22 protein-coding genes and 1 pseudogene are annotated in these 20,237 nt (G+C 69.7%); 10 read left to right on the forward strand and 13 right to left on the reverse strand.

Annotated elements, in window-relative coordinates; translation table 11 throughout:
* A partial coding sequence (locus tag DKT69_RS38400; RefSeq protein WP_161557750.1) for an IS30 family transposase occupies positions 1 to 227 on the forward strand: 227 nt, incomplete at its 5' end.
* Here DKT69_RS38400 and DKT69_RS19000 read toward each other — a convergent pair.
* From DKT69_RS19000 to DKT69_RS19025, 6 genes and pseudogenes are all read right to left on the reverse strand, one after another.
* Positions 190 to 570: a hypothetical protein gene (locus tag DKT69_RS19000; RefSeq protein WP_109802874.1), complete on the reverse strand. Its 381-nt coding sequence runs from the start codon at positions 568 to 570 to the stop codon at positions 190 to 192. The genes DKT69_RS38400 and DKT69_RS19000 overlap by 38 nt on opposite strands.
* Positions 571 to 857: 287 nt before the next feature.
* Positions 858 to 1,502 carry a DNA alkylation repair protein gene (locus tag DKT69_RS19005; protein ID WP_201749739.1) on the reverse strand — a complete coding sequence of 215 codons (645 nt, stop codon included), beginning with the start codon at positions 1,500 to 1,502 and terminating at the stop codon, positions 858 to 860.
* Positions 1,503 to 1,575: 73 nt separating this feature from the next.
* Positions 1,576 to 3,462, reverse strand: coding sequence for a zinc ribbon domain-containing protein (locus tag DKT69_RS19010; RefSeq protein WP_146231134.1), 1,887 nt, complete (start codon positions 3,460 to 3,462; stop codon positions 1,576 to 1,578).
* A gap of 294 nt (positions 3,463 to 3,756) precedes the next feature.
* Positions 3,757 to 4,153: pseudogene (locus DKT69_RS19015) on the reverse strand (helix-turn-helix domain-containing protein); the annotation flags it as partial.
* The gene (locus DKT69_RS19020) at positions 4,069 to 5,040 is read right to left on the reverse strand and encodes an ABC-2 membrane transporter-related protein (protein ID WP_109802877.1); all 972 of its coding nucleotides are present in this window, start codon (positions 5,038 to 5,040) and stop codon (positions 4,069 to 4,071) included. The pseudogene DKT69_RS19015 and the gene DKT69_RS19020, both read right to left, overlap by 85 nt.
* Positions 5,037 to 5,924 (reverse strand): ABC transporter ATP-binding protein, encoded by an 888-nt coding sequence (locus tag DKT69_RS19025; protein ID WP_109802878.1) that lies wholly within the window; start codon positions 5,922 to 5,924, stop codon positions 5,037 to 5,039. Before DKT69_RS19025 ends, DKT69_RS19020 begins: the two co-directional genes overlap by 4 nt.
* A gap of 229 nt (positions 5,925 to 6,153) precedes the next feature.
* On the opposite strand from DKT69_RS19025, the gene DKT69_RS19030 reads away from it, so the two are divergent.
* The 5 genes from DKT69_RS19030 (at position 6,154) to DKT69_RS19050 (ending at position 9,537) form a co-directional block, all read left to right on the forward strand.
* A complete protein-coding gene (locus DKT69_RS19030; protein WP_109802879.1) occupies positions 6,154 to 6,531 on the forward strand; it encodes a metal transporter in 378 nt (125 codons plus the stop codon).
* A 10-nt stretch (positions 6,532 to 6,541) separates the two neighbouring features.
* Positions 6,542 to 7,684, forward strand: coding sequence for a sensor histidine kinase (locus tag DKT69_RS19035; RefSeq protein WP_109802880.1), 1,143 nt, complete (start codon positions 6,542 to 6,544; stop codon positions 7,682 to 7,684).
* Positions 7,681 to 8,334 (forward strand): response regulator, encoded by a 654-nt coding sequence (locus tag DKT69_RS19040; RefSeq protein ID WP_109802881.1) that lies wholly within the window; start codon positions 7,681 to 7,683, stop codon positions 8,332 to 8,334. The genes DKT69_RS19035 and DKT69_RS19040 overlap by 4 nt, the downstream gene beginning before the upstream one ends.
* Positions 8,335 to 8,461: 127 nt before the next feature.
* Positions 8,462 to 8,896 (forward strand): winged helix-turn-helix transcriptional regulator, encoded by a 435-nt coding sequence (locus DKT69_RS19045; protein ID WP_109802882.1) that lies wholly within the window; start codon positions 8,462 to 8,464, stop codon positions 8,894 to 8,896.
* Positions 8,897 to 9,057: 161 nt separating this feature from the next.
* On the forward strand, positions 9,058 to 9,537 hold the full coding sequence (locus tag DKT69_RS19050) for a TMEM175 family protein (RefSeq protein WP_109802883.1): 480 nt from the start codon (positions 9,058 to 9,060) through the stop codon (positions 9,535 to 9,537).
* Between the two features lie 434 nt (positions 9,538 to 9,971).
* On the opposite strand, the gene DKT69_RS19055 is transcribed toward DKT69_RS19050, so the two are convergent.
* Positions 9,972 to 10,727 carry a class I SAM-dependent DNA methyltransferase gene (locus DKT69_RS19055; protein WP_109802884.1) on the reverse strand — a complete coding sequence of 252 codons (756 nt, stop codon included), beginning with the start codon at positions 10,725 to 10,727 and terminating at the stop codon, positions 9,972 to 9,974.
* A gap of 189 nt (positions 10,728 to 10,916) precedes the next feature.
* Complete coding sequence (locus DKT69_RS19060) at positions 10,917 to 11,390, reverse strand: MarR family winged helix-turn-helix transcriptional regulator (protein WP_109802885.1); 474 nt, start codon at positions 11,388 to 11,390, stop codon at positions 10,917 to 10,919.
* Positions 11,391 to 11,477: 87 nt separating this feature from the next.
* Between DKT69_RS19060 and DKT69_RS19065 the strand changes: the two genes are divergently transcribed.
* Together DKT69_RS19065 and DKT69_RS19070 are read left to right on the forward strand one after the other, a co-directional pair.
* Positions 11,478 to 11,924, forward strand: a complete 447-nt coding sequence (locus DKT69_RS19065; RefSeq protein ID WP_146231135.1) for an MFS transporter — start codon at positions 11,478 to 11,480, stop codon at positions 11,922 to 11,924.
* A 292-nt stretch (positions 11,925 to 12,216) separates the two neighbouring features.
* Entirely contained in the window at positions 12,217 to 13,068 is an 852-nt protein-coding gene (locus DKT69_RS19070) for an SDR family NAD(P)-dependent oxidoreductase (protein ID WP_109802887.1), read from the forward strand.
* 359 nt (positions 13,069 to 13,427) lie between these two features.
* On the opposite strand, the gene DKT69_RS19075 is transcribed toward DKT69_RS19070, so the two are convergent.
* Positions 13,428 to 13,799 carry an ArsR/SmtB family transcription factor gene (locus DKT69_RS19075; protein ID WP_109802888.1) on the reverse strand — a complete coding sequence of 124 codons (372 nt, stop codon included), beginning with the start codon at positions 13,797 to 13,799 and terminating at the stop codon, positions 13,428 to 13,430.
* Between the two features lie 166 nt (positions 13,800 to 13,965).
* On the reverse strand, positions 13,966 to 14,388 hold the full coding sequence (locus tag DKT69_RS39055) for a hypothetical protein (protein ID WP_201749736.1): 423 nt from the start codon (positions 14,386 to 14,388) through the stop codon (positions 13,966 to 13,968).
* Positions 14,389 to 14,614: 226 nt separating this feature from the next.
* On the opposite strand from DKT69_RS39055, the gene DKT69_RS19085 reads away from it, so the two are divergent.
* Positions 14,615 to 15,526: an aminoglycoside phosphotransferase family protein gene (locus DKT69_RS19085; protein WP_109802889.1), complete on the forward strand. Its 912-nt coding sequence runs from the start codon at positions 14,615 to 14,617 to the stop codon at positions 15,524 to 15,526.
* Positions 15,527 to 15,648: 122 nt separating this feature from the next.
* On the opposite strand, the gene DKT69_RS19090 is transcribed toward DKT69_RS19085, so the two are convergent.
* The 3 genes from DKT69_RS19090 to DKT69_RS19100 all read right to left on the reverse strand — a co-directional run bounded on the left by DKT69_RS19090 (position 15,649) and on the right by DKT69_RS19100 (position 19,497).
* Positions 15,649 to 16,953, reverse strand: coding sequence for a hypothetical protein (locus tag DKT69_RS19090; RefSeq protein ID WP_161557886.1), 1,305 nt, complete (start codon positions 16,951 to 16,953; stop codon positions 15,649 to 15,651).
* Positions 16,913 to 17,392 carry a hypothetical protein gene (locus DKT69_RS19095; protein ID WP_109802891.1) on the reverse strand — a complete coding sequence of 160 codons (480 nt, stop codon included), beginning with the start codon at positions 17,390 to 17,392 and terminating at the stop codon, positions 16,913 to 16,915. Before DKT69_RS19095 ends, DKT69_RS19090 begins: the two co-directional genes overlap by 41 nt.
* 863 nt (positions 17,393 to 18,255) lie before the next feature.
* On the reverse strand, positions 18,256 to 19,497 hold the full coding sequence (locus DKT69_RS19100; protein ID WP_146231136.1) for an SWIM zinc finger family protein: 1,242 nt from the start codon (positions 19,495 to 19,497) through the stop codon (positions 18,256 to 18,258).
* 210 nt (positions 19,498 to 19,707) lie between these two features.
* Here DKT69_RS19100 and DKT69_RS19105 point away from each other — a divergent pair, with 210 nt between their 5' ends.
* Entirely contained in the window at positions 19,708 to 20,184 is a 477-nt protein-coding gene (locus DKT69_RS19105; protein ID WP_146231137.1) for a DUF3383 domain-containing protein, read from the forward strand.
* Positions 20,185 to 20,237 lie beyond the last annotated feature (53 nt).

Consider the following 20,237-nt stretch of genomic DNA (forward strand, 5'->3'; position numbering starts at 1 on the left):
CGGTCTACTTCGCCCGCCCGCACTCACCCTGGCAACGTGGCAGCAACGAGAACGCCAACCGGATCCTGCGCGAGTACTTCCCCAAGGGCGTCCCCATCACCTCCGACCCGAAATACCTCGCGATGGTGGCTTCCGAGATCAATGACCGACCGCGTAAGATCCACGGCTGGAAGAAGCCCTCCGAGATATTCACCGAACTCGTCGAGGCAAATGCTTCCACTGGCTGAACCCGCCGAGTGCTTCCTGGCCGTCGCGGCCGTAGGCACAGGAGTACCTGCGCCTTGTATCGGTCTCGTCGACCGGCTGTTCCTCGGCGCTCAGCTTCGTGTCGGCGGATCCGCCGAGCACCTTCACGGTTACTTCGGCGGGCAGCAGCTTGCAAGCAGAGGTGATCTCCGCGAGCCGAGCCGGTGCGCTGACTTGCGGCGCGCTCGACGTTGGCGCTTCCCAGGTAACCCCAGCATCCGCCTGCTGCCCGCCACTGCCGCAGGCCGACCCGGTGAGCAGCACCGCTGCCATCGCCGCGGCCATCTCGGCCGAACGACGGGTCCTGCCTCGCTTCATCAACATCGTGCACCTCCTGATCTTCAGGGGGCTGACTCTAACGAGTTCGACCTGTGGGAACAGAAGGAGTTTGTGGCAATGCTCACGAAATTCCCCAATGGCTCCGAGAGTCCACGATCACTGTTGAGGGGTCGCACGTGAAAGCCGCTCGCGAACGCCTCTGGCAGCGGCAGAAGTGGATGTTTGCAAGGGTGCGTCTCCGTGTGCGTTGCGCTTCGCCTCGATAGCCCGCTTCTGTCGATCGTGTTGCCGCGTTCTGCGGGGAGCGGCACGAGCGTGGGCAGGAACCCTTCCTACTTGTCGTGCTGTCGGCGCACCATCTCGCTGATCCAGATGGGCGCGAACGGAGACGTGCAGTTCGGGGGAGTCGGGTAGTCCTCGAGCACCTTCAGGCGCTCGCCGATGTCGATTGCACGGGCGCGGTGCTCGGCGTGCTCGATCCCGATCTGAGCCAGGCAGTGGTTCATCGCCCACTGCAGGCGGTCCGGGGCGTCTTTCATCTCCGACTCGATGACGTCGAGCAGTCCTGCGAGGTCGAGGCCCTCGGGCTTCTTGGCCACGCGTTCGGTGGTCAGCGCCCAGCCGGCACTCGCGACCACTGGATCCGGATCGGCGGACCAGGCCAGGCGCAGCTGTTCGGAGTGCGGGTTCTTCTTCACCACGTAGTTCACGAGCCAGTCGTGCACCTTGGGGGTGCGCGCCTCGCGCAACATGACGTCCAACTCGTCACGCTCGAACGCCTTCGGACGGCAGATCAGGATCGCCAGCAGTCTCGCCGCGGTGTCAGCCGTCTCCCAGAGCTGACACGCGAGTTCCTGCTGCGTCTTCAGCCGCTTCGCGAGCGCACGCAGTTTGCTGAGGTTCACACCGTGATCGTCACCGTGTTTCCCGTTCACCTCGCGTGTCTTCGGGTCCTCGAGCTCGGCCAGCTCGGCCATCACCTCGGCCACCGTCGTCTCGCCCACCTCAGCCTCCTGACCATCACGTGTGAGATTCAGCGTCTCTGGTTTCCTATGTGATCCTCAGCGAGGCGGATGTTTCGCCGGTGCGAGCGTCCCGGTCGGTGATCGGGGTGGCGTGCACGTGGCGGTGGAAGCCGCGGCCGAGGACTGCCCCGCGAACCCGGTGTGGGTGTCGCGGGGCGGTGGTGGGAACCGTGTGCGGCACCTGGCGAACCGGCCCTGACGGCTGGGTTTCCTGGGGTGTCCGTCCCGCCGGACGCTTGCCGGCAGTTCCCGGTGGGGAGCCTGCCGGGGCGGGAACCTGCCGTCGCAAGGGCAGCAGGCGTGAAGCCTTGACCGCTGCAGGTCGGACCTGCCTCCGGGTAGGTGCGGTCTTACGTCGATCCCGCACCGGCCTGATCGTGGCGGCTCGGGTAGGTCGACGGGCCCGGTGACGGACCGGTGTGTCGGTGGCGGTCCGGATCGCGGCGTTGCCGTTACGGTCGCGGAGGGTTTTGGTCTGGTTGGCCAGGCCCCGGGCGGCGATCCGTTGCGACGCGGCGTGGTCACGGTCCATCGACAGGCCACACGAGCAGGTGGCCCACCGGTACCCGGCGGCGCTGCGCTCCGGCGTTCTGACGTGCTTGACCGCGCGGCCGCAGCGGGGACAGCCGGACGAGGTGCCACGGACGGGAACAGTGACGACGGCGATACCGGCTTTCGCGGCGAGGTGGGCGATGGCGGTGAACACGGCGCCGCGTACCGCACCAGAGAGTCGCCGGTTGAGGCTGCGTGACCCGCCACCGGCCTCGAGGGTGGCGAGGTCCTCGACGTAGATGACGGTGGCGCCGACCGCGGTCGCGTGGTCGACCAGCCACCGCGCCGCCGACCAGGCAAGAGCCTTGTTGAGATGCCGGATCCGGGCGCACACCGCCGAATGCTCAGCCTCCAGGACGACAAGCTTCGCATTCAATGCCGGGGCGTGGGCGGGTCGGCCGTCACGCAGCCGCGACAGATGATCGGCTTTGGTGTGGAGGTGTTCGCGGTGGCGGCGTAGCCGTACCAGCTTCGCCGACACACCGGTCGCGTCGAACCGCAACGGGCGCCCCTCGACCAGGACCGAGCCAGCTTGGTCGAGGTCGGCCACGGTCGCGGTCAGCAGGGTGTTCACCCCCCAGTCGACACCCAGCGCCCGCGTGTGCCCGTCCACCGGCGGCGGGGTGTGCGGGGTCTGCCAGGGCAGGTCGACCCGAACCTTGCCATCACCGGGCCGCAGCGTCGGCGTGCACACCTTCACTCCGGCGGGCACGGGTGCCGGCAGCACCACGTCGACGGCATGCCACACCCAGTCGCGGTAGGAGGCCGGCGCCGCGCATACCGGAAGCTGCGACCACAGCCGCACCACGCGGTCGTCAACCCGGTCGACGACGACCTGTTGCCGATCGGCCGCCGCGAGGCTCACCTGCCGCGCCACGGCCGGCTGACCCTCCAACTCACACAGGTCCGCCGGCAGGCGGCCATGCATGTCCATGTATCCGGCGATCTGCCGGGTGCGGTTGCGGATCGTCGCGTTGTCGGTGCCCTCGGACAGCTGCGCACGCAACGCCGACCATTCCTCACCGGTCCGGGCGAACGGATCGTCCGGCCACGTCGCGAGCAGCGCGGCAACGACCTGCCGGCGGTGACACGCCAAACGCAAAGCGCGGGCGGCTTCCTCCTCCGCGATCCGACGAACCCGGTCTGACACCACCACACCCGCCGGCGCCACGGCACCCCAGCCGAGCCGGCGCAACGCCATCCACCCGCTGCTCGGCAGACGCCTCCCATCAGCCCCGACGCCACCACCAAACACCGCAAGATCGGCATCCGACCAGTGCGCAACGATCACCCCGTCGGCCATGCCCCGCACCAGGTCCGCCAGCCACCCCACCCGGTCGGCGAACACCCGTCCAGCCACAGGCCTCTGAACTCCGGGTGCGTCGGGCTTACCACCGCACAACGCCCGGTACGCGGTGCACGTCGCGGTCGACGTCAACCACGCACCAGCCACTACCCCACGCCCCTACCCGCAGCTACCAACAGTCGACGCTCCACCATACGGGACCGGATCCCGCAAATCCGGCCGGCGAACACGGCCACCAGCGAACCGAAACACCACATAGGATCACTTAGCCAACCAGCCAGCAGTGGCACACCCTACGAGGAAAGCACGGGTGAACCAGGTGATCAGCAAGCGCATGGTCAAGGGATCGCGTTCGTAGCGGCGAACTGGCTGGCCGGTGGGCCGGTCCAGCCAGGCCAGGCGGTGCCGGCCGTGCCGGGTAAGCACGGCGTGCACGGTCGGAGCGGGAACGCCCAACAGCGGGGCGAGGCGGCGCGGGGGCGAGCTTGCGGTCCTGGCGCAGCTGGCAGATCGCCGCTTCAATCGTTGCCGGGGTCTTGCCGGGCAGCCGGCGGGCGACGCTGGGCCGGTCGCGTAGACCGGCCTCACCCTCGGCCCGCCAGCGGGCCAGCCATTTGTAGCCGGTACCGGATCTGCCGAAAGTAGTGCCCTCGGCGCGAGCTAGCTGACCCGGCGCTGGACGCGCCACAGGCCGACCGCCGCGAGCAGCGCGCTGATACCGAGATGCAACGCCAGTTCGATCCATTGGAAGGGCCAGAAGCGCCCGTTGGGCTGGTAGGCCATGTCGACGTGGAGGTCGAGCTTGCCGAGACACACCGCAGTGTCACCGAACCTGCCGGTGGCACCAGTCTTCGGGGCGTTGTTGAAACACTCGTTAAAGGCGGCGTCGGACAGCTGCCGGCCGTCCGGTGTCAAGAGCCTACTGGTGTTCGTGACCCAGGCGTCCGGTATCTCTACCCCTTTGACGACCGGCCCGCCAGTGATGCTGCCCAGCGCCCGGGCCTGGTTGATGGTGTCGGCACTCATCGATACGGTGACCCGCTCGGCGGGCATGTAGTTCGGTCGCAGCAGGTTCGGTACGGCGACCTGCACCGCGATCACGGCTAGGAACACCATCGCCATCGCCGGCAGGGTGCGGCGTACCAGCAGCCCGGTGACGGCGCCGAGCGTGAAGCCGAAGACGGCGTACCCGATTGGCGCGACACCACGCGCGCCGAACAGGATCGCGCTGAACCGGTCGCCGGCCACCTGGTCGACCGGAACCGCTGCCCACGTCAACAGCGCGCTGAGCGTACCGGCGACGGCCATGCTGGCAAGGCCGAGGACCGTCAGCTTGACCGCGAGCCAGCGGCGGCGGGGCACACTTTGGTTCCACACCAGCCGATGGGTACCGGTCTCCAGTTCCCGAGCGATGAGCGGCGCGCCCCAGAACGCACCGACGAGCGCGGGTACCAGACCGAAACCGGCGGCGAGGAACAGCATCGTCTGCCCGTACTGGCTCGGAAGCTGGGATGTGTCGCGCACGGCACGGATGTCCCCGCCGAGGCGCACCAGGTAGATGGCGGCCAGGACCAACAGGAACGCTCCGACGAGCGCCTGGATACGGAACTGCCGCAAGCTCATCCTGATCATCGCGCCACCGCCGCACTCGCGCGGGGGACGGCACCCGCTCCGGCGGCCCGCGACATGTAGGCGAGGACCAGTTCCTCCAGCGTGACCGGCTCGGCGTCCCGCGCCGCGGCACCGTCCCGTGCCGCCGCATCGCCCCGGACCAGGGCGCGGCCACGCTCCGCCCAGATAACCTCGACCGCGGCGGCCATCCTGGCCGGATCGCCAGCGATCCTGTGGTGCGAGGCGAGCAAATCCCGTACCGGACCGGCGATCTGGATGCGCGAGTCGCAGAGTACGACGAGGTAGTCACAGACCTGCTCGACATCGCTCAACAGGTGCGAGGAGAGCACGGCGCTGGCGCCGAGTTCGCCCACGAACTCCACGAGACCGCGCATGAAGCCTTTGCGCGCCAGGGGATCCAGCGCGGCGGCCGGTTCGTCGAAAATGAGCAGCTCGGGTCGTTTCGCAGCGGCGATGGCCAACGCGAGCTGCGCGCGCTGGCCGCCGGACAGCCGGCCCGCCTTCTGCGCCGGGTCGAGGCCGACCTCGGCGATGCGCCGCTTGGCCAGCGCCGGGTCCCAGGACGGGTTCAGCCAGGCACCCATCCTCAGGTGGTCGGCGATGCTGAACGAGGCGTACACCGGAGTGTCCTGGGCGACGAAGCCGACCCGGGCCAGGTGCGCCGCGTTGGCTGCCGGTCTGGACCCGAGGACGGACAACGTACCCGCAGTCGGTGCGAGCAGGCCGCAGGCTAGCTGAAGGAGTGTGGACTTACCGGCGCCGTTCGGGCCGACAAGCCCGACGACATGCCCGCGCGGGATCATCAGGTCACAGTCAGTCAATGCCGTGCGGCGGCCGTACCGTTTGGTCAGCCGCTCGGCGTGCAGTACGAGTGGTGTTTCCATAGGCTCATCCTGCGAACGGCGGGCGCGCCGGGCATCGGTCCAAAGCAGGGGCTGGTGCGCAGACGACCCTACTTTTGACCGGTTCGCGCGAGCCGGCGATTTCCTAGCGTCCTCGGCATGAACACGACACACCGAACGGCAATGAACGCCGTACTGGGGCTGGTCTTCGTCACCGGGCTCGGGCTCACGGCGTATCTGATCGCGGACAGTTGGGGCGGGGCTCAATTGGTTGTTCGACTGCGTGGCCGGGGTGGTGGCAGGGCTGCTCGCGCTGCTGCGCGGGCCGCAGCGGACCTGGCCGGTGGCGGGGGGACTCGCGGTCGCGGCGGTGGCGATCGTGGTGGCCCGGGTCGCCGACCTGCCGCAGGAGCCTGGACCGGTCACCGCGCTGGCGCTTGCCGTACTCGTCGGCTCGGGGATCCGGACGCTGCCGGGACCGCGCGCCGCGGCCGTTGCGGCGGGCGGGTTCACGGTGGTGGTGGGCACCTGGCTGACCGCGCTTCCGGACGCGGCGGGCTTCACCGTGGTGACCGTCGTGAACACGGTCACCTGGTTGGTTGCCGTGGCGCTTGGGATCGCCCTGCGTGCGGCCGGGCGGGCCTCGTAGCTTGACCAGGGTGAGCATCTGGGACCGGCTGTTCGGGGTCGCGGCCACGGCGGGACTCGCCGTGGTCTTCCTCGCCGCGATCGGCATTGAGGCCGTTGCGATCGCGCAGACGTGGGGCACCCGGTACTGGCTCGCGGGCGGTGCGGCCGCCGTCGTGGTCTGTGTGTTGACGCTGGTACGGCGGCGGCAGCGGGCGTGGGCGGCTGTCGCCGGTCTCGGGATCGCTGGACTGGCCATCGCGGCGGCCCGGGTGTTCCACCTCCCGACCGAGCCGGGACCGGCCATGGCGCTGGCGCTCGCCGTACTCGTCGGGTCGGCGGTGCGCGCGCTGCCTGCCGTACCTGCTGGTGCGCTCGCCGCCGGAGGGCTCGCGGTGGTCGGCGGCGCCTATCTCGCCGCCCGGCCGCAGTCCTCGGGCGCCTCGGGGGTCGTGGCGATGAACGCCGCGTCCTGGCTCGGCGCGGTCGCGGTCGGGCTGGCGCTGCGGCTGCTGGACGACCGGGCGGCGGCCACCGCGGAGAAAGTACGCCGGGACGAGCGGCTGGAGCTGGCCCGGGAACTGCACGACGTGGTGGCCCATCACATCACCGGCATGCTGATCCAGGCGCAGGCCGCCCACGTCGTCGCGCGTAAGAACCCGGGGCAGGTGGCAGGGTCGCTGACCGGGATCGAGGCCGCCGGCACCGAGGCGCTGCGCGCCATGCGCCGCGTGGTCGGGCTGCTACGCGACGTTGAGGACGCGCCGCCCGCCTCGGCCGGGCCGGAACAGCTCGGCGTACTCGTCGAGCGCTTCAACCGGCAAGGCCCGCCGGTGCGCCTACGGGTACCCGACGAGAGCGCGGCATGGCCGCCGGAGGTGACCAGCACCGTGTACCGGATCGTCCGGGAGGCGCTGACGAACGTGGCCCGCCACGCGCCGCACGCCCACGGCGTCACCGTCACCGTCGACCAGAACCCCGCTGGCGTCACGGTCGAAGTGGTCGACGACGCGCCGCCGGGCCCCGCCCGCGCCTTTCCCCGCGGCGGGTACGGCCTCATCGGCATGCGCGAACGCGTCGAAACCCTCGGCGGTACGCTGCACACCGGTCCCCGCCCCGACGCCGGCTGGTCGGTCCTGGCCACCCTGCCTATCCACGATGGACTGTCACGATGACGATCCGCGTCCTGCTCGCCGACGACCAGGCGATGATCCGTAGCGGCCTGAAGCTCATCCTCGAAGACCAGCCGGACATCAGCGTCATCGCCGAGGCGTCAGACGGTGTCGACGCGATCGCGCAGGCCCGCCAATTGCGTCCCGACGTCTGCCTGGTGGACATCCGGATGCCCCGGCTCGACGGCATCGAGGTGACCCGGGCACTGGCCGGGCCCCGCGTACCCAACCCGATGCGGGTCATCGTGGTCACCACGTTCGACCTCGACGAATACGTGTACGGCGCGCTACGCGGCGGCGCGGCCGGCTTCATCCTCAAGGACGCCGGACCGGCCCTGCTCGTCGAGGCGGTACGCGCCGCCCACAACGGCGATGCGCTCGTCTCCCCGTCGATCACCGTACGGCTGCTACGCCACCTGACCACGCCGAAACCAGAACCCGACAAGTCGCTGCCGTCGTTGTCGGAACGCGAAATCGAGGTGGTCCGGGAGATCGCACGCGGCCGCACAAACCTGGAGATCGGGGCCGAGCTGTTCATCTCCCTGAGTACGGTCAAAAGCCACGTCTCGACCATCCAAACGAAACTCGGCCTACGCAACCGCACCGAGATCGCCGTCTGGGCCTGGGAGCACCGGATCGTCGAAGCCGCTTGAACGGCAGACAAGCAGCGGCATCGCGCGGACGGATGGGAACTGCCCGACGGACCTCCACTCGGGAACGGACCTGGTGCCCGTCTCAGTATCCGGATCTGCCGCCAACCGCGTCACCCAACGTAGGTGCATGGACGCTGGTGTTGACATGCTGGGCGAGAAGTGGACCCTGCTGATCCTTCGAGAGGTCTGGTACGGCGCAGCCCGCTTCAGCGACTTCGAACGCATCTTGGGATGTCCCCGCAATCTGCTCGCTGAGCGGCTCCGCAAGCTCGTCGAGCACGGCATCCTGTCCACCGAGCCATACCAGGAGGCAGGCTCCCGCAGCCGACTCCGGTACGTGTTCACACCCAAGGGGACCGATCTGGCGCCGGCAGTGCTAGGACTGATGCAGTGGGGCGACCGATACCGCGCCGACTCGGCGGGCCCGGCCATCATCACCCGCCACGACAGGTGCGGCGCCCAACTCTCCGTGCAGGTTCGATGCGAGCACGATCACCACGTCCAGGCGAACGACATCCAAGCCGCACCTGGCCCAGGCTTTCGAATGAAGGCGGACCAGTGATGCGACCAGCGCTGGACAGGGGCGCGCCGGATCTACTGCCATCCGGTCTGGACGTCGGCGCCGAGCCCGACGGCTCGACGTCCAGGACCTGCCTCACTCGTTGAGCGAGGTGGCGAAATCCGGCCACAGCAGTCGGCGGGTGGTGGGATGGGAGATCAGGATTGGGTGCGGCAGAAGACGAGGCGCGTTCAGCCAGGAGTGTCGAGCGAACAGAGACGTTCAGCGACGCGGTGCGCGCCATCATCATCACCCTGCTCGTGCTCGACCTGAAGCCGCCCCAGATCAGACCCGGTCACCTGTTGCGGGGGCTGCTCGAAGAATGGCCGGCGTACCTGGCGTACGCCACGTCGTTCCTCAACCTGGCAGCGATCTGGCTGGCACATCGCTACGTGTTCGAGCGCATCCGGGCGACCAGCCCGCCGCTGAACTGGGCCAACCTCGCCATATTGTTCAGCTCAGCGCTGGTACCCTTTCCGACCGCCGTGGTCGCCCGATTCCTGAAGGCGGGCAATCAGGGCGACATCCGGACCGCAATCGCCCTCTATGCCCTCGTCGGCGCCCTGATGCTAATCAGCGCGTGGATCTTCTACCAGTACGCCGTCCGGCACCCCGAGTTGATCCATGCGGGCGGCGGCAAGTAGCTCCGGCAGGAGCGGACCAAGGCACTGATCGGCACCGCGCTCTTTCTCGGTGGGGGCCTACTCGGGTACGTCTCCCCTTGGATCGCGTTTGCGCTCTTTCTCGCCGTACCCCTCTACACCGGCATCACGACCCCTCGCTAGTACTCCAGCCGTAGATCTTGCTCTGGGCAGGTCCGGCAAGTGAGACGGCACAGGCAGCGTCCATCACGGGTTGCTGTGTACGTGTCAATGGTCGAAGCGCAGATGATGCGCGGTGAGTGGATTGACCTTGAGCGGGCGCGGATCACGCTGGGGACCATGTGGAGCGGTGGATCACCCAGCAGCCGAGCCTGCGCCCCCGGACTGCGGCGCTCTACCGATGGCTGCTCGGCAAGCACATCGCGCCGTACCTGGGCGCAGTGGAGCTAGGCCGGTGGACAAGCCGATGACCCCGGCTAGGCCTCATCAGAGGCGTCGAGTGGCTTGCGCCAGACCGACACGTGGCTTTCGCTGTCGGACGTGAAGGGCGCCCCGTCCCAGTCCGCCACACGCTGCTCCAGCGTCAAGCCGGCCAGCCGCGCCATGAGGTCGCACTCGGCGGGCCAGATGTAGCGGAAGTTGCTGTAGCCGTAGCGCGTGCTCCCATCGTCCAGCCGCCGGTAGTGGTGGGAGGTCCCCTGCTGCGTGACCATGTCGTAGGTGTCGAAGCCGACGTGCTGGTCGGTCACCTCGAACGGCACCGCCGACTGCCCAGGGGGGAACCGCCGGATGCCCGGCACCCACAGCTCGACGACGAAGCGACCCCCGGGCGACAGGTGCCGGGCGGCGTTGCGGAAGCACTGCACCTGCTCGTCCTGGGTGCGCAGGTTGCCGATGCTGTTCCACACGACGTACACGAGCGAGAACTGGCCGGGGACGGTCGTCGTGGCCATGTCACCGATGACGACCGGCAAGTCCTCCGCGGGCACCTTGCGCCGCAGCTGGTCGGCCATCGGCTGCGACAGCTCGATCCCGGTCACGGAGATGCCTCGGGCGGCGAGCGGGATCGCCACCCGGCCCGTGCCGATCGCGAGTTCCAGCGCGGGGCCGGAACCCGCCAGCGGTGCGAGGAAGTCCACGGCGGGGTCGAGCACGTGGGGTGCGAACATCTCGGCCGAGATGTCGTCGTACCGCTCCGCGGTGTCCTCGTCCCACAGGTCGCTGCTCGTCACGGGCACGAGCCTGCTTGCCTCCCTGCGCTCACGCTACCCATTTACGAAGGGGCGGCGTGCGTCGACCGGGGCAAGCTTGGTCACACCATCCAAACTCATTCGTTCATGCCGCTGACCGCGCGACTTTGCCGGACGTAGTGCGGCGATGTAAGGGTGGCTTTGGGGGCCCATGGCCCTCGAGCTCAGGACCTAACTCCCGGTCTCGGAAGATCGCTCGGCCGTGAGACGCCCGAGGAGTTCGACGAGTCGGGTGAGGTCGGCGGTCGACCAGTCCTGCGTGCGGGTGTAGAACTCCTTGCCGCGCTCCTCGAGCGTTGCCGCGACCCGTTGCCGACCTTCTGGGCTGAGTCGGACGATAATGCTGCGCCGGTCGTCCAGGGCCGGTGAGCTGTCCAGCAAGCCGAGTGATCGCATCTTGCCGATCAGGCTGCTGGTGGAGCTGCGGTCCATTCCGACGGCCTCGGCGACCTCGCTGGGCCGTGCTGGCCCGAAGGCGTAGAGCCAGCGCGCGATGTGGAACGCGGCCGGTTGCAGGTGCGGATGGAAGTGCGCGGCGCTGCGTTCGCTCAACGCCCGGGTCGCGCTGATGAGGGCGCTGATCCGCTCACCGAGGGCCAGCTCGATCTTGTGCCGGCTCTCGTCCCCGGGTGAGGTAGTTTGCATATCTCCACCATATCAGGGCTACGGTAATGGGCATCGGCAAACTACTTCGAGCGGAGATGGTCGTGGCCACGGCTCTTCGTCGTATCGTTGTTCCGGCTGCAGATCCAGCATCTGTCAGCAACCATGGTCGGTGTGCGGCTGCTTCCGCTGGGCCTGGCCATGCTCGTCGGAGCGATCCTCTCCGGCCGTGTCATCACCCGCATCGGCGACCGGTGGGCACTCGTCATCGGCTGCCCACTCGTGGCAGCCGGCCTGGTACGCAGTTCGTTCGCCCGGCTCGACAGCGGTTACCCGCAACTCGCCGTCGGCCTCACACTGATGGGCATCGGGCTTGGCCTGCTGTTCACCGCGACCGTCAACGCGACCGTCGGCAACGCGCCCGTCAACCTTGCCGGTCCTGCGGCCGGTGCCCAGCAAACCGCCAGCCGTCTTGGGCCACCCTCGGAGTCGCCGTGCTCGGCGGGTTCATGGCCGTCGCCACCAGCGCACACTTCAGCGATCTTCTTGACCACTCGGGTCTGCCTACCGCGCTGACCCCGGCCGCTCAAGCGATTCGGCACCGCCGTCGCTGGCGGCGTCGCGCCGAATCCCGAGGGAGCCACACCCCACCTCGCGGCCACCCTGACCGACTACACGAACATGTCGTTCCTCGCCGGCAAGCAGACGACCCTGCTGGTCGGCGCGGTCATATAGCCGCTGCCGCATGCTCATAGCCCTGGCCGTTCGCCGGCGCGCCCACCATCAGCGGGCCGCCGACGCCGTCGAGGCCGACCACCCCTTCGTCACCGGATGACCCAGCGCCGACAAACCTTGGAACAGGACAGTCATGGAACCCACGATCGTCATCACCGGCGCCACCAGCGGACTCGGCCGCCTGGCCGCCATCAAGCTCGCCCAACAGGGCACCCGCATCATCATCACCGCCCGCAGCCAGCAGAAGGCGGAGCAGACCTGCCAGGAGATCGGCACCGACCGCGTGGACGCATTCCTCGGCGACTTCACCCGGCTCGACGACGTCCGGCGTATCGGCCACGAGATCGCCGACCGCTACGACCACATCGACGTACTCGTCAACAACGCCGGCATCCACGCCTTCCAGCCACGCACCACCCCCGACGGCTACCCCGAAATGGTGGCCGTCAACTACCTCGCCCCCTGGCTACTGACCCACACACTGCTGCCCGCACTTCAGCGAGCCCCCGCCGCCAGGATCGTCAACGTCGCGTCCGAAGCTTCCCGCCGTCACGGAACGCTCCGGATCCCGCAGGATCTCACCGACACAAGCCCGTTCGGCGCGCGCGGGTCATCCGAGCACTACGGCAAGACGAAACTGCTCGACATCATGTTCACGATGGAACTCGCCCGCCGTCTCGCCGGCACCACCATCACCGCAAACTGCCTCGACCCCGGCTTCAACACCACCGGCCTCGGCCGCGAGCTCCGCTTCGCTGGCATCCTCCGAAAGGTCCTCACCCGGCTCAGGATCGGCGACCCCGCGCGCGGCACCGGCCTCATCGTCGCCCTCGCCACCGACTCCCGCTTCACCGGACGCACTGGCGGCTACTACACCGTCCGCGGAACCCGCCAGATTCAGCCCACGCCACCAGGGAACGACCCGAGCGCGCAGGCCCAACTCTGGTACGAAACCCAGCAACTCCTCGAACCCGTACCCAGGTAGGCCTCGGCGGCGATGCGCGCGCCCCAACCGTGAGGAACCGCGTCCCGCACGGGTTGACGTCGATGAGGCAGCGGTCGTCATCCCCGATGCGGGGCCAGGGCGCCGGGAACCGGGCGGCGGGAGCGTCGTCGCCGGCGAGGAGCAGGTCGAGCTCGTACGCCGACAGCTCGTCGTCCCGGCGGATCACGACGAGCCGGCGGTGCGGCCACCGCTGGACGGCGGGCGTGTCCGCAGTGTGGGCGACGCCCGGTACGCGAGGAGCGTTCGCCGGCACGCGGAAGGACGCCACGAGGCGAGGGCTGATGCTCAAGGAGCATCCTGCCAGCCCTCTACGACGGTGCGGCCCTCGAGAGTGCCGCTCAGCGGGCCTTCTTCGTCGCCCGCTTGCGCGGCGGCGTCAACAGGTCGGCGACCGCCGCGATCGCGGACGGCACTATGCGGTAGTACGCCCAGACGCCCCGCTTCTCGCGCTCGAGCAGGCCGGCCTCGGTGAGGATCCGAAGGTGATGACTCACGGTCGGCTGGGAGAGACCAAGCGGCGCGGTGAGGTCACTCACGGACGCCTCGCCCTCCGGAGCGGCCTGGATCAGACTGAGCAGTCGCAGCCGGGCCGGGTCGGCGAATGCCTTCAGCACTCCCGCGAGCCGCTCGGCATCGGCACGCTTAATCGGCTCGCCGGCAAGCGGCGAGATAGCAGGCATAGTCGTTTTCGTAGTTCCCACGTCTTCCATCGTTCCACCAACACCATCGATGGGCCGGTGGAACCGGAACCAGTACCCCGATGGCGACCGCGAGGCCGGATGCGAGGAGTGCTGGGGGCCGGGGCGGCGAGGTTACGAGCAGCCGCTGCCCATTCTCAAGGCGTCATGCACGCTGGGACCGCGTGACACGTTCGTGTCAGCGCCGCCACCCTGATGTTGGAACAGATGTGCGAGCGGGGATGAGGACTGATAGAGGACGGGTCGCGGCAACCTCGTGGGCCGAGGGCGTCCGCTCGTACGGCGACGGAGTGACGATCGATCTCCGTACGGCGAACAGCGAGCTGCTGCGCACCACCGGATGTGAACCAGGCGACGCGAACCGGACGGTGCGCCAGGCGGCCGGCGCGGGCGAGGCGGAGCTTCCCCCGCCGATCTGCGGCTGTACCGGCCGCCGCCGCAAACCCCACGCGGAAAGCTCCAACAACAACCGGTGCAGCCGATTGATGGTCTGCGTCCGTGCCCGGCCAAGCTCGTCGCGGCGGTCGACCAGCATCCCCATCACGACCAGGTCCGCATCGACCTGAACCGGCACGAGATTCGGGGTGCGCAGCGCGACCATCGCGACTGCGCATCCACCGGGTCGGTCTTGCGGCCGTTGCCGGTGGCGAGCATCGGCACCTGCGCCGACAGCTTCGCCGGCACGTCGAGCGCCGTCTCACCGTCATGCACCAGCCGGTGGGCGACGTGCTAGGAGAGCACCTACTTCGATCAGGCGCCGTAGTCCTTCGGGTGCGTCGGTGCTGGACACCTAATCAGTTGGCACCTCACCGCCTAACCGCATTACCGTGCCAGCCGTGCCCATCCATGATGACGAGATCCGAGCCACCGTCGGGCAGGTGCGCCGCCTGGTGGCGGCCCAGTGCCCGCAGTGGGCCGACCTTCCCGTGACACCCCTACCCGACGAGTTGGAGGGCACCGACCACGTACTCTTTCGGATCGGCAACGAACTCGTCGCCCGTATGCCCAAGATTGCCTGGGCGGTCGACCAGGCCGATTCCGATGCGCGGTGGCTGCCCTTGCTGGTGTCCCACCTGCCCGTGCGGATTCCAGTTCCGCTTCAGGTGGGCGAGCCGGGCGCGGGGTATCCGTGGCGGTGGACCGTGGTGCCGTGGGTCGTGGGGAGCACGCCTCCCAGGCTTGGCTGCGACGACGTATTCCTGGCCCGCGATGTGGCAGCCTTCGTTCGCGCCCTGCACGGGGTGGACCCGGCCGGAGGTCCGTTGAAGCCACCGGGTTCCCGCGGGTCCGCCCTGCTCCACGCCGATGAAGGCGTCCGCCGTGTGCTGCCCCGGCTCGCCGAGCATGACGACGGCTTCGATGTGACCGCGGCCGAGGCGGCCTGGGACGCCTGCCTGGCTGCTCCTGACTGGGACCGGGACCCCGTATGGATCCACGGTGATCTGCAGCCGGGCAACCTGATCACCGACCGCGGCCGACTGGCCGCGGTCATCGACTTCGGCGCACTCGGTGTCGGCGATCCGGCGCCGGACGTGGCTCCGGCGCTATGGACCTTCACCGGCGCGGCCCGAAAAGCCTACCGAGAGGCAGTCGGGTACGACGACGCCACCTGGCGCCGCGCCTGCGGCTGGGCCCTCGCACCGTCACTGACCGGCATCGACTACTACCGGCACACCTTCCCGCGAATGGCCGAGCACGGCCGCCGAATGGTCCGCGCAGTGATGGCCGAACTGGCGTGAGTGCCACGGCCAGCCGACTGGCTACGCGCTGTGCGTGTCCCCACAGCTGAGACTCCGATCCCATCGACAGTGCGCTGACCAGCGCTTTCTGCTCGGTGACCTCTTCGGCGGGCCGGAAGAGGTCAGGTCGGCATGAACGCGGCGAGCCGACGGGCGGCCTCGGTGAGGCGGTTGCGGCCAGGCTTGGCGGCGAGCGCGGCCAGGCCGGGCAGGTCGGCGGAGTGGCCGCCACGAGGAGCGGCGTTGGCGGCGAGGTCGACGAGGTCGGCCAGACCAGGGCGCGGTCCGGCGGGCAGGAGGACCGGCAGCGCCGCGGACGTCACCTGCCAGACCGTGTCGCGGGCGCCGGCCTTGAGCGCCTCGGCCAAGGGCTGGACGATTCGCTGCAGCACGATCCGGTCTGCCGTGGCGAGTGTCCCTACCTTCGCCCCGATACCCGTGCTGTCCCAGCCCGGGCGGGCGGCGAGTTCGATGAGCGCGTCGCCGGCCGCTAGCCGCGCGGTTTGCCGGTGGTTGGCGAGCGCGTACGCCATGGTCAGGGACATCGCCGGGCCGACCGGGCCGTCGGCCGCCGCGAGCCCCGCGAGGAAACCCGTGCCGGGGTTGCCGCGGTCCACGATGGCGGCGGCGAACGGCTGGATGTGCGCGGCCATTGCCTCGCGGTGCGACGGTGCGATCATCGGCCACAGGGCCACGGCTGTTGCGTTCCGGGCGGACCTGGCCCGTTCGGCCGCGCTGCGCGGATCGGCGAGTTCGGCCGGCAGGCCGGCCGGGTCCAGCATCGCGATCCGCCGGCTGGAGACATACGGTTGGTGCCCGACCTCCTCGACCCAGGTCCGCGGTTCGGCGGGAGTGGCCAGCCAGCCGGCGAACCGGCGGCCGGCCGGCGAGACCAGGCGCGCGGCGGTCGCCCGGACGGCGCGGTCCACCACGCGAGGCAGGCGCAGGATGGCCTGCGTCAGGTCGGCTTCGCCAGGTTGCCAGCCGTCGCGTTCTGCCTCCAGCAGGAGGCCGAGAACCCGGGCCGGGTCGACATGTCCGGCGACCGTGGCCGGCGTGGCCAGCAGCGCCACCGGCGGGGCAGTGACCAGCCGCGCGGTGAGTTCGGCGACCCGGCGTTCCACGAAGAGCGTCATCGGATGGCGTTCGGTGTGGTACCGCGGGTGGTACCCGGGGTGGGGTGGCGCGTCGCGTCCGATGGCGGCGGCGACCAGGGCCGGCCAGAGCCCGGGCCATTGCGGGATCAACGGCTCCAGCACCCGAGCGGCGGTGTTCCGGTCCCCGCCGGCCGCCCGCACCAGCCCGTCGAGCACCAGCTCGTGCCGGATCGGGTCGTCGTCGCCCCCGCGCAGCAGGATCGCCAGCTCGCCGAACGCACCGTGGACCTCATCGCAGCGCGGCGAGTCGTTGCGCGGCGACACCGTCAAGCGAGGGGACTTCGGCCTTCAACCGCTCGCGGGACGCTTCGGACAGGGTTGGCAGCCGCGCTTCGATGAGGTCCACGGTGCGTTCGGCGAGCTCGGGCACCGGATGGTGCAGCCCGCCCACCAGCCCGTCCACCAGGTGCTCCAGCGGAAGCTTGCGCAGCCAAGCGAGATGCGCGCGGACCAGCTTCTTCTCCGGGCGCGACAGCATGCCCTGGGTGATCTCGGCCAGGGTCGCCCGGTCCAGCTCGGACGTCCGGTGCAAGGTCTGCAGAGACGTGTACGCGTAATCGGCGACTGTCGACATCGGCGCCGTCAGCAGGCCGGTCAGCTCCTGCCGGTGCCTGGCCAGCTCGTCGATGCCCAGCGTCAACTGCTTCAGCAGGTCGAGGTACGGCTGCAGCAGTCCCTTGCGTCCGCCAGCGCGCAGCGGCGTAGGCACCCCGCGATGAGCACCTCGCGGTCGACGCGCCCGCTGCTCGCCAACTCCACAGCGCCGCCGGCCAGTCACGGCGGGCCACGCCGGTGACGAACACCGCGGCCACCCGGTCCTCGTCGAAAAGGTACGGCAGTACGTGGTCGAACCATGGATCAGCGGCGAGGAAGGAGGCGAGTGAAGGGCGCCACAGCTCCACGTACCGTGCGACAGCGCCGGGCGTGTCCGGTGGCTCGGCTCCCACGGCCCGCATGAGCGCTTCGGTGAACGGCCACGGGGTGGTCCGGCTGCGGGATCCCGCACGGCGCACCATGCCGCGGGCCAGGGCAGCGCCCCATGCCGCACCGCGCACGCGGAGCAGGGCGGGCACCACCTCGGGCACCACCCGCAGCGACGGGCCGGCGGTCCACGGGCGGTGCAGGCGTTTGACCGCCTCTGTGGCCGTCGGCGCGCACGCCACGACGGCCATCGCGAGGGCGGCGTGGCGGCGCTCGGTCAGCCGGGCGGCGGCCTGGGCCGCCTGCCGCTCCAGGTGCCACTTGTCGCGGGCCCACCGGCGTTCGCGCTCGCGCAGCCGCTGGCGGTCGGCGTACGCACGGAGGCCTTCGAGGTCGCGGGGCGGCGGGCTGTCGTCCTTGGACACTAGGAACGCGAACGCGAAGACGCCCCTGGTGGGCAGCTCGGGCTCAGGCTCGGGCTCGGGCTCCGGCGGTGGCGGGACGACCGGCTCCGGCGCTGCGCGCGTCGGGGTGTGCCCTTCCAGCATCGGCAGCAGCGCTGCCCGCCCGTTGGCGTCCAGACCGGCAAGCACGTCGGCGAGCGCGTCGAAATCGGCGTCGTCGATCCGCGCGCGCACGTCGCGCCAGACGTCATTCACCCTGCTGTCCCGTCTGTCCGATGATGGCCGCCACGACGTGCTTGCACGGCCCCCGCCGGCCTTGGTGTTCGGCCCACCAGGCGCAGGTGCGGGCGTACTCGTCGCCGCGCCGATGCACGAGGTACGTGGATTCACCGGAGGTCACCTCGACGCCGGCTGCGGTCACCACCATGCCGCCCGTTGTCGTCAGGATCCGGGCTGCGGCAAGCCTGGGGTGCAGCGCGGCGACCAGGTCGGCTCGGTACGGCAGCGGGCGGTGGAACGACGACGCCTCCGCGACGTCGTACCCGACCTGGCCCGCCGTGGCCAGCGCGGCCAGGGCGGACGTGGCCCGGGCGGAGCCCCAGCCGGTACGCGCGGCGACCGACGCGCGGTCAATGACCGGATCGACGGCCAGGAGCGCATCCAGTGCGTCGGCGTCGGCGTCGGCGGACTCGGACCCGAGGTCGGCCAGCAACTGGCCGTCGCCGGCGAAGCCCTGGTTAGCGGCGGTCGACAGCAGCAGCGTGAACCGGGCCGTGCCGAAGTCCAGCACCCAACCGCTCACCTGGGTGGGTGCGCCAGAGACCGGCGGTGCGTAGAGAGTCAACGTCTGCGCCAGGGGAAGGAGCGGCCGCAGCACCGACAGCCGGAATCCGTCGGCCACGCAGATGGCGCCGGGAACCGGCCGAGTGGTGGCCCGCCACCCGGATCCGGCCGGCACCAGCCAGCGGGCCTGCCGGCCGGTGCGCGCCGACATCTCGGCCAGGAGCGCGACGGCACGTCCGGCGCGGATCTCCAGCCGCGGATCCATCGGCAGAGCGTGCGCCGCCACCTCGGCCAGCCCGCGCAGCCAGCGCGCCGGCAGCGGCACTCGCTTCTCGACGACCTTGCCGTCAAGCGTCGACACGGCGAGCCCCTCCTCGCCCACCGACATGCGCAACGGATCTTCGCCGCCGACCCGGGTCAGCGACTCATACAAGGGAGGGTTGATGTCCACGTTGGTGGTGCCACGTCCGACCGTCGTGCCATCAAGCTCGGCCGCGGTGAGGTCGAGCCGTCCGTACAGACCACCGCACGTCGACAGCGCCTCGAACCGCAGCCGCTCGCTGTCGCCGGTGACCACCGGGTCCCGGCCACGCGCCATGTCGGTACGGGCCTGTCGAAAGTCCGTACCCGCGATATCGGCCAGCGCCAGCAGGCCACCAGCGACCACCCGCGGCGATGCGCGTAGCCGCGCCGCCACTGAGGACACACGAGCAAGAGTGGTGACATAGGGCCGGCGGGCAGATGGTATTCGAGCCGCAGGCGCAGCAAGTAGCCGAGATGAGGGCGTCGCTGGCTCGCTCTCGACCGGACGTAACGGTTCAGCCTTGGAAGGGGCAGGACCACTGGCACGAGTCTCCGGCGTGGCGATACTGCTGCTATGGGCGGATCGCGACCGAAACGGGTCATGGTCGTCGCCATGGCGCTCGTGACACTGGCGATGCTGCTTTCGTCTTGCACCGTTCCGACCGACGGATTCGCGGGCGTCAAACTTGACGAGCACGGCAACGCCCTCGGCGTGTTGCGCACCTGTAAGCACCCACTGGACGGGGCGACGCTGTGGTCGGATGAGTCCCGGGGATCCGACAACCCGCACGCCGTCGTTGTGGGGAGATGGGAGTTCAGCGACTCGACCGTGACCCAAGCGCTGACCTGGCCGTTGGGGGCAACATCCGCAGCGGGCGTTACCGCGGAGCGGCCACCTGAGGCGATGCCGCCGGAACGGACCTTCACGTTGCGCGGCTGGACCACCGACAGCTCCTGGTCCGTCGTGTATGTCCGCTTCACGCTGAGCGACCTGGAGCATCTTTCCGTTGGGAAGATCCTCGTGCGGGAGCCTGGCACAGAGCCGAGAGTGGTCAGCGAGCCCGAGTTCGACGCGTTGATCTGTGACTGACACCTGCTGGTCAGCGTCCGCTCATGGCCGCTGTCCGTCGCGTTGGTAGCGCC

Source organism: Micromonospora sicca (assembly GCF_003172935.1).
GTDB lineage: Bacteria > Actinomycetota > Actinomycetes > Mycobacteriales > Micromonosporaceae > Micromonospora > Micromonospora sicca.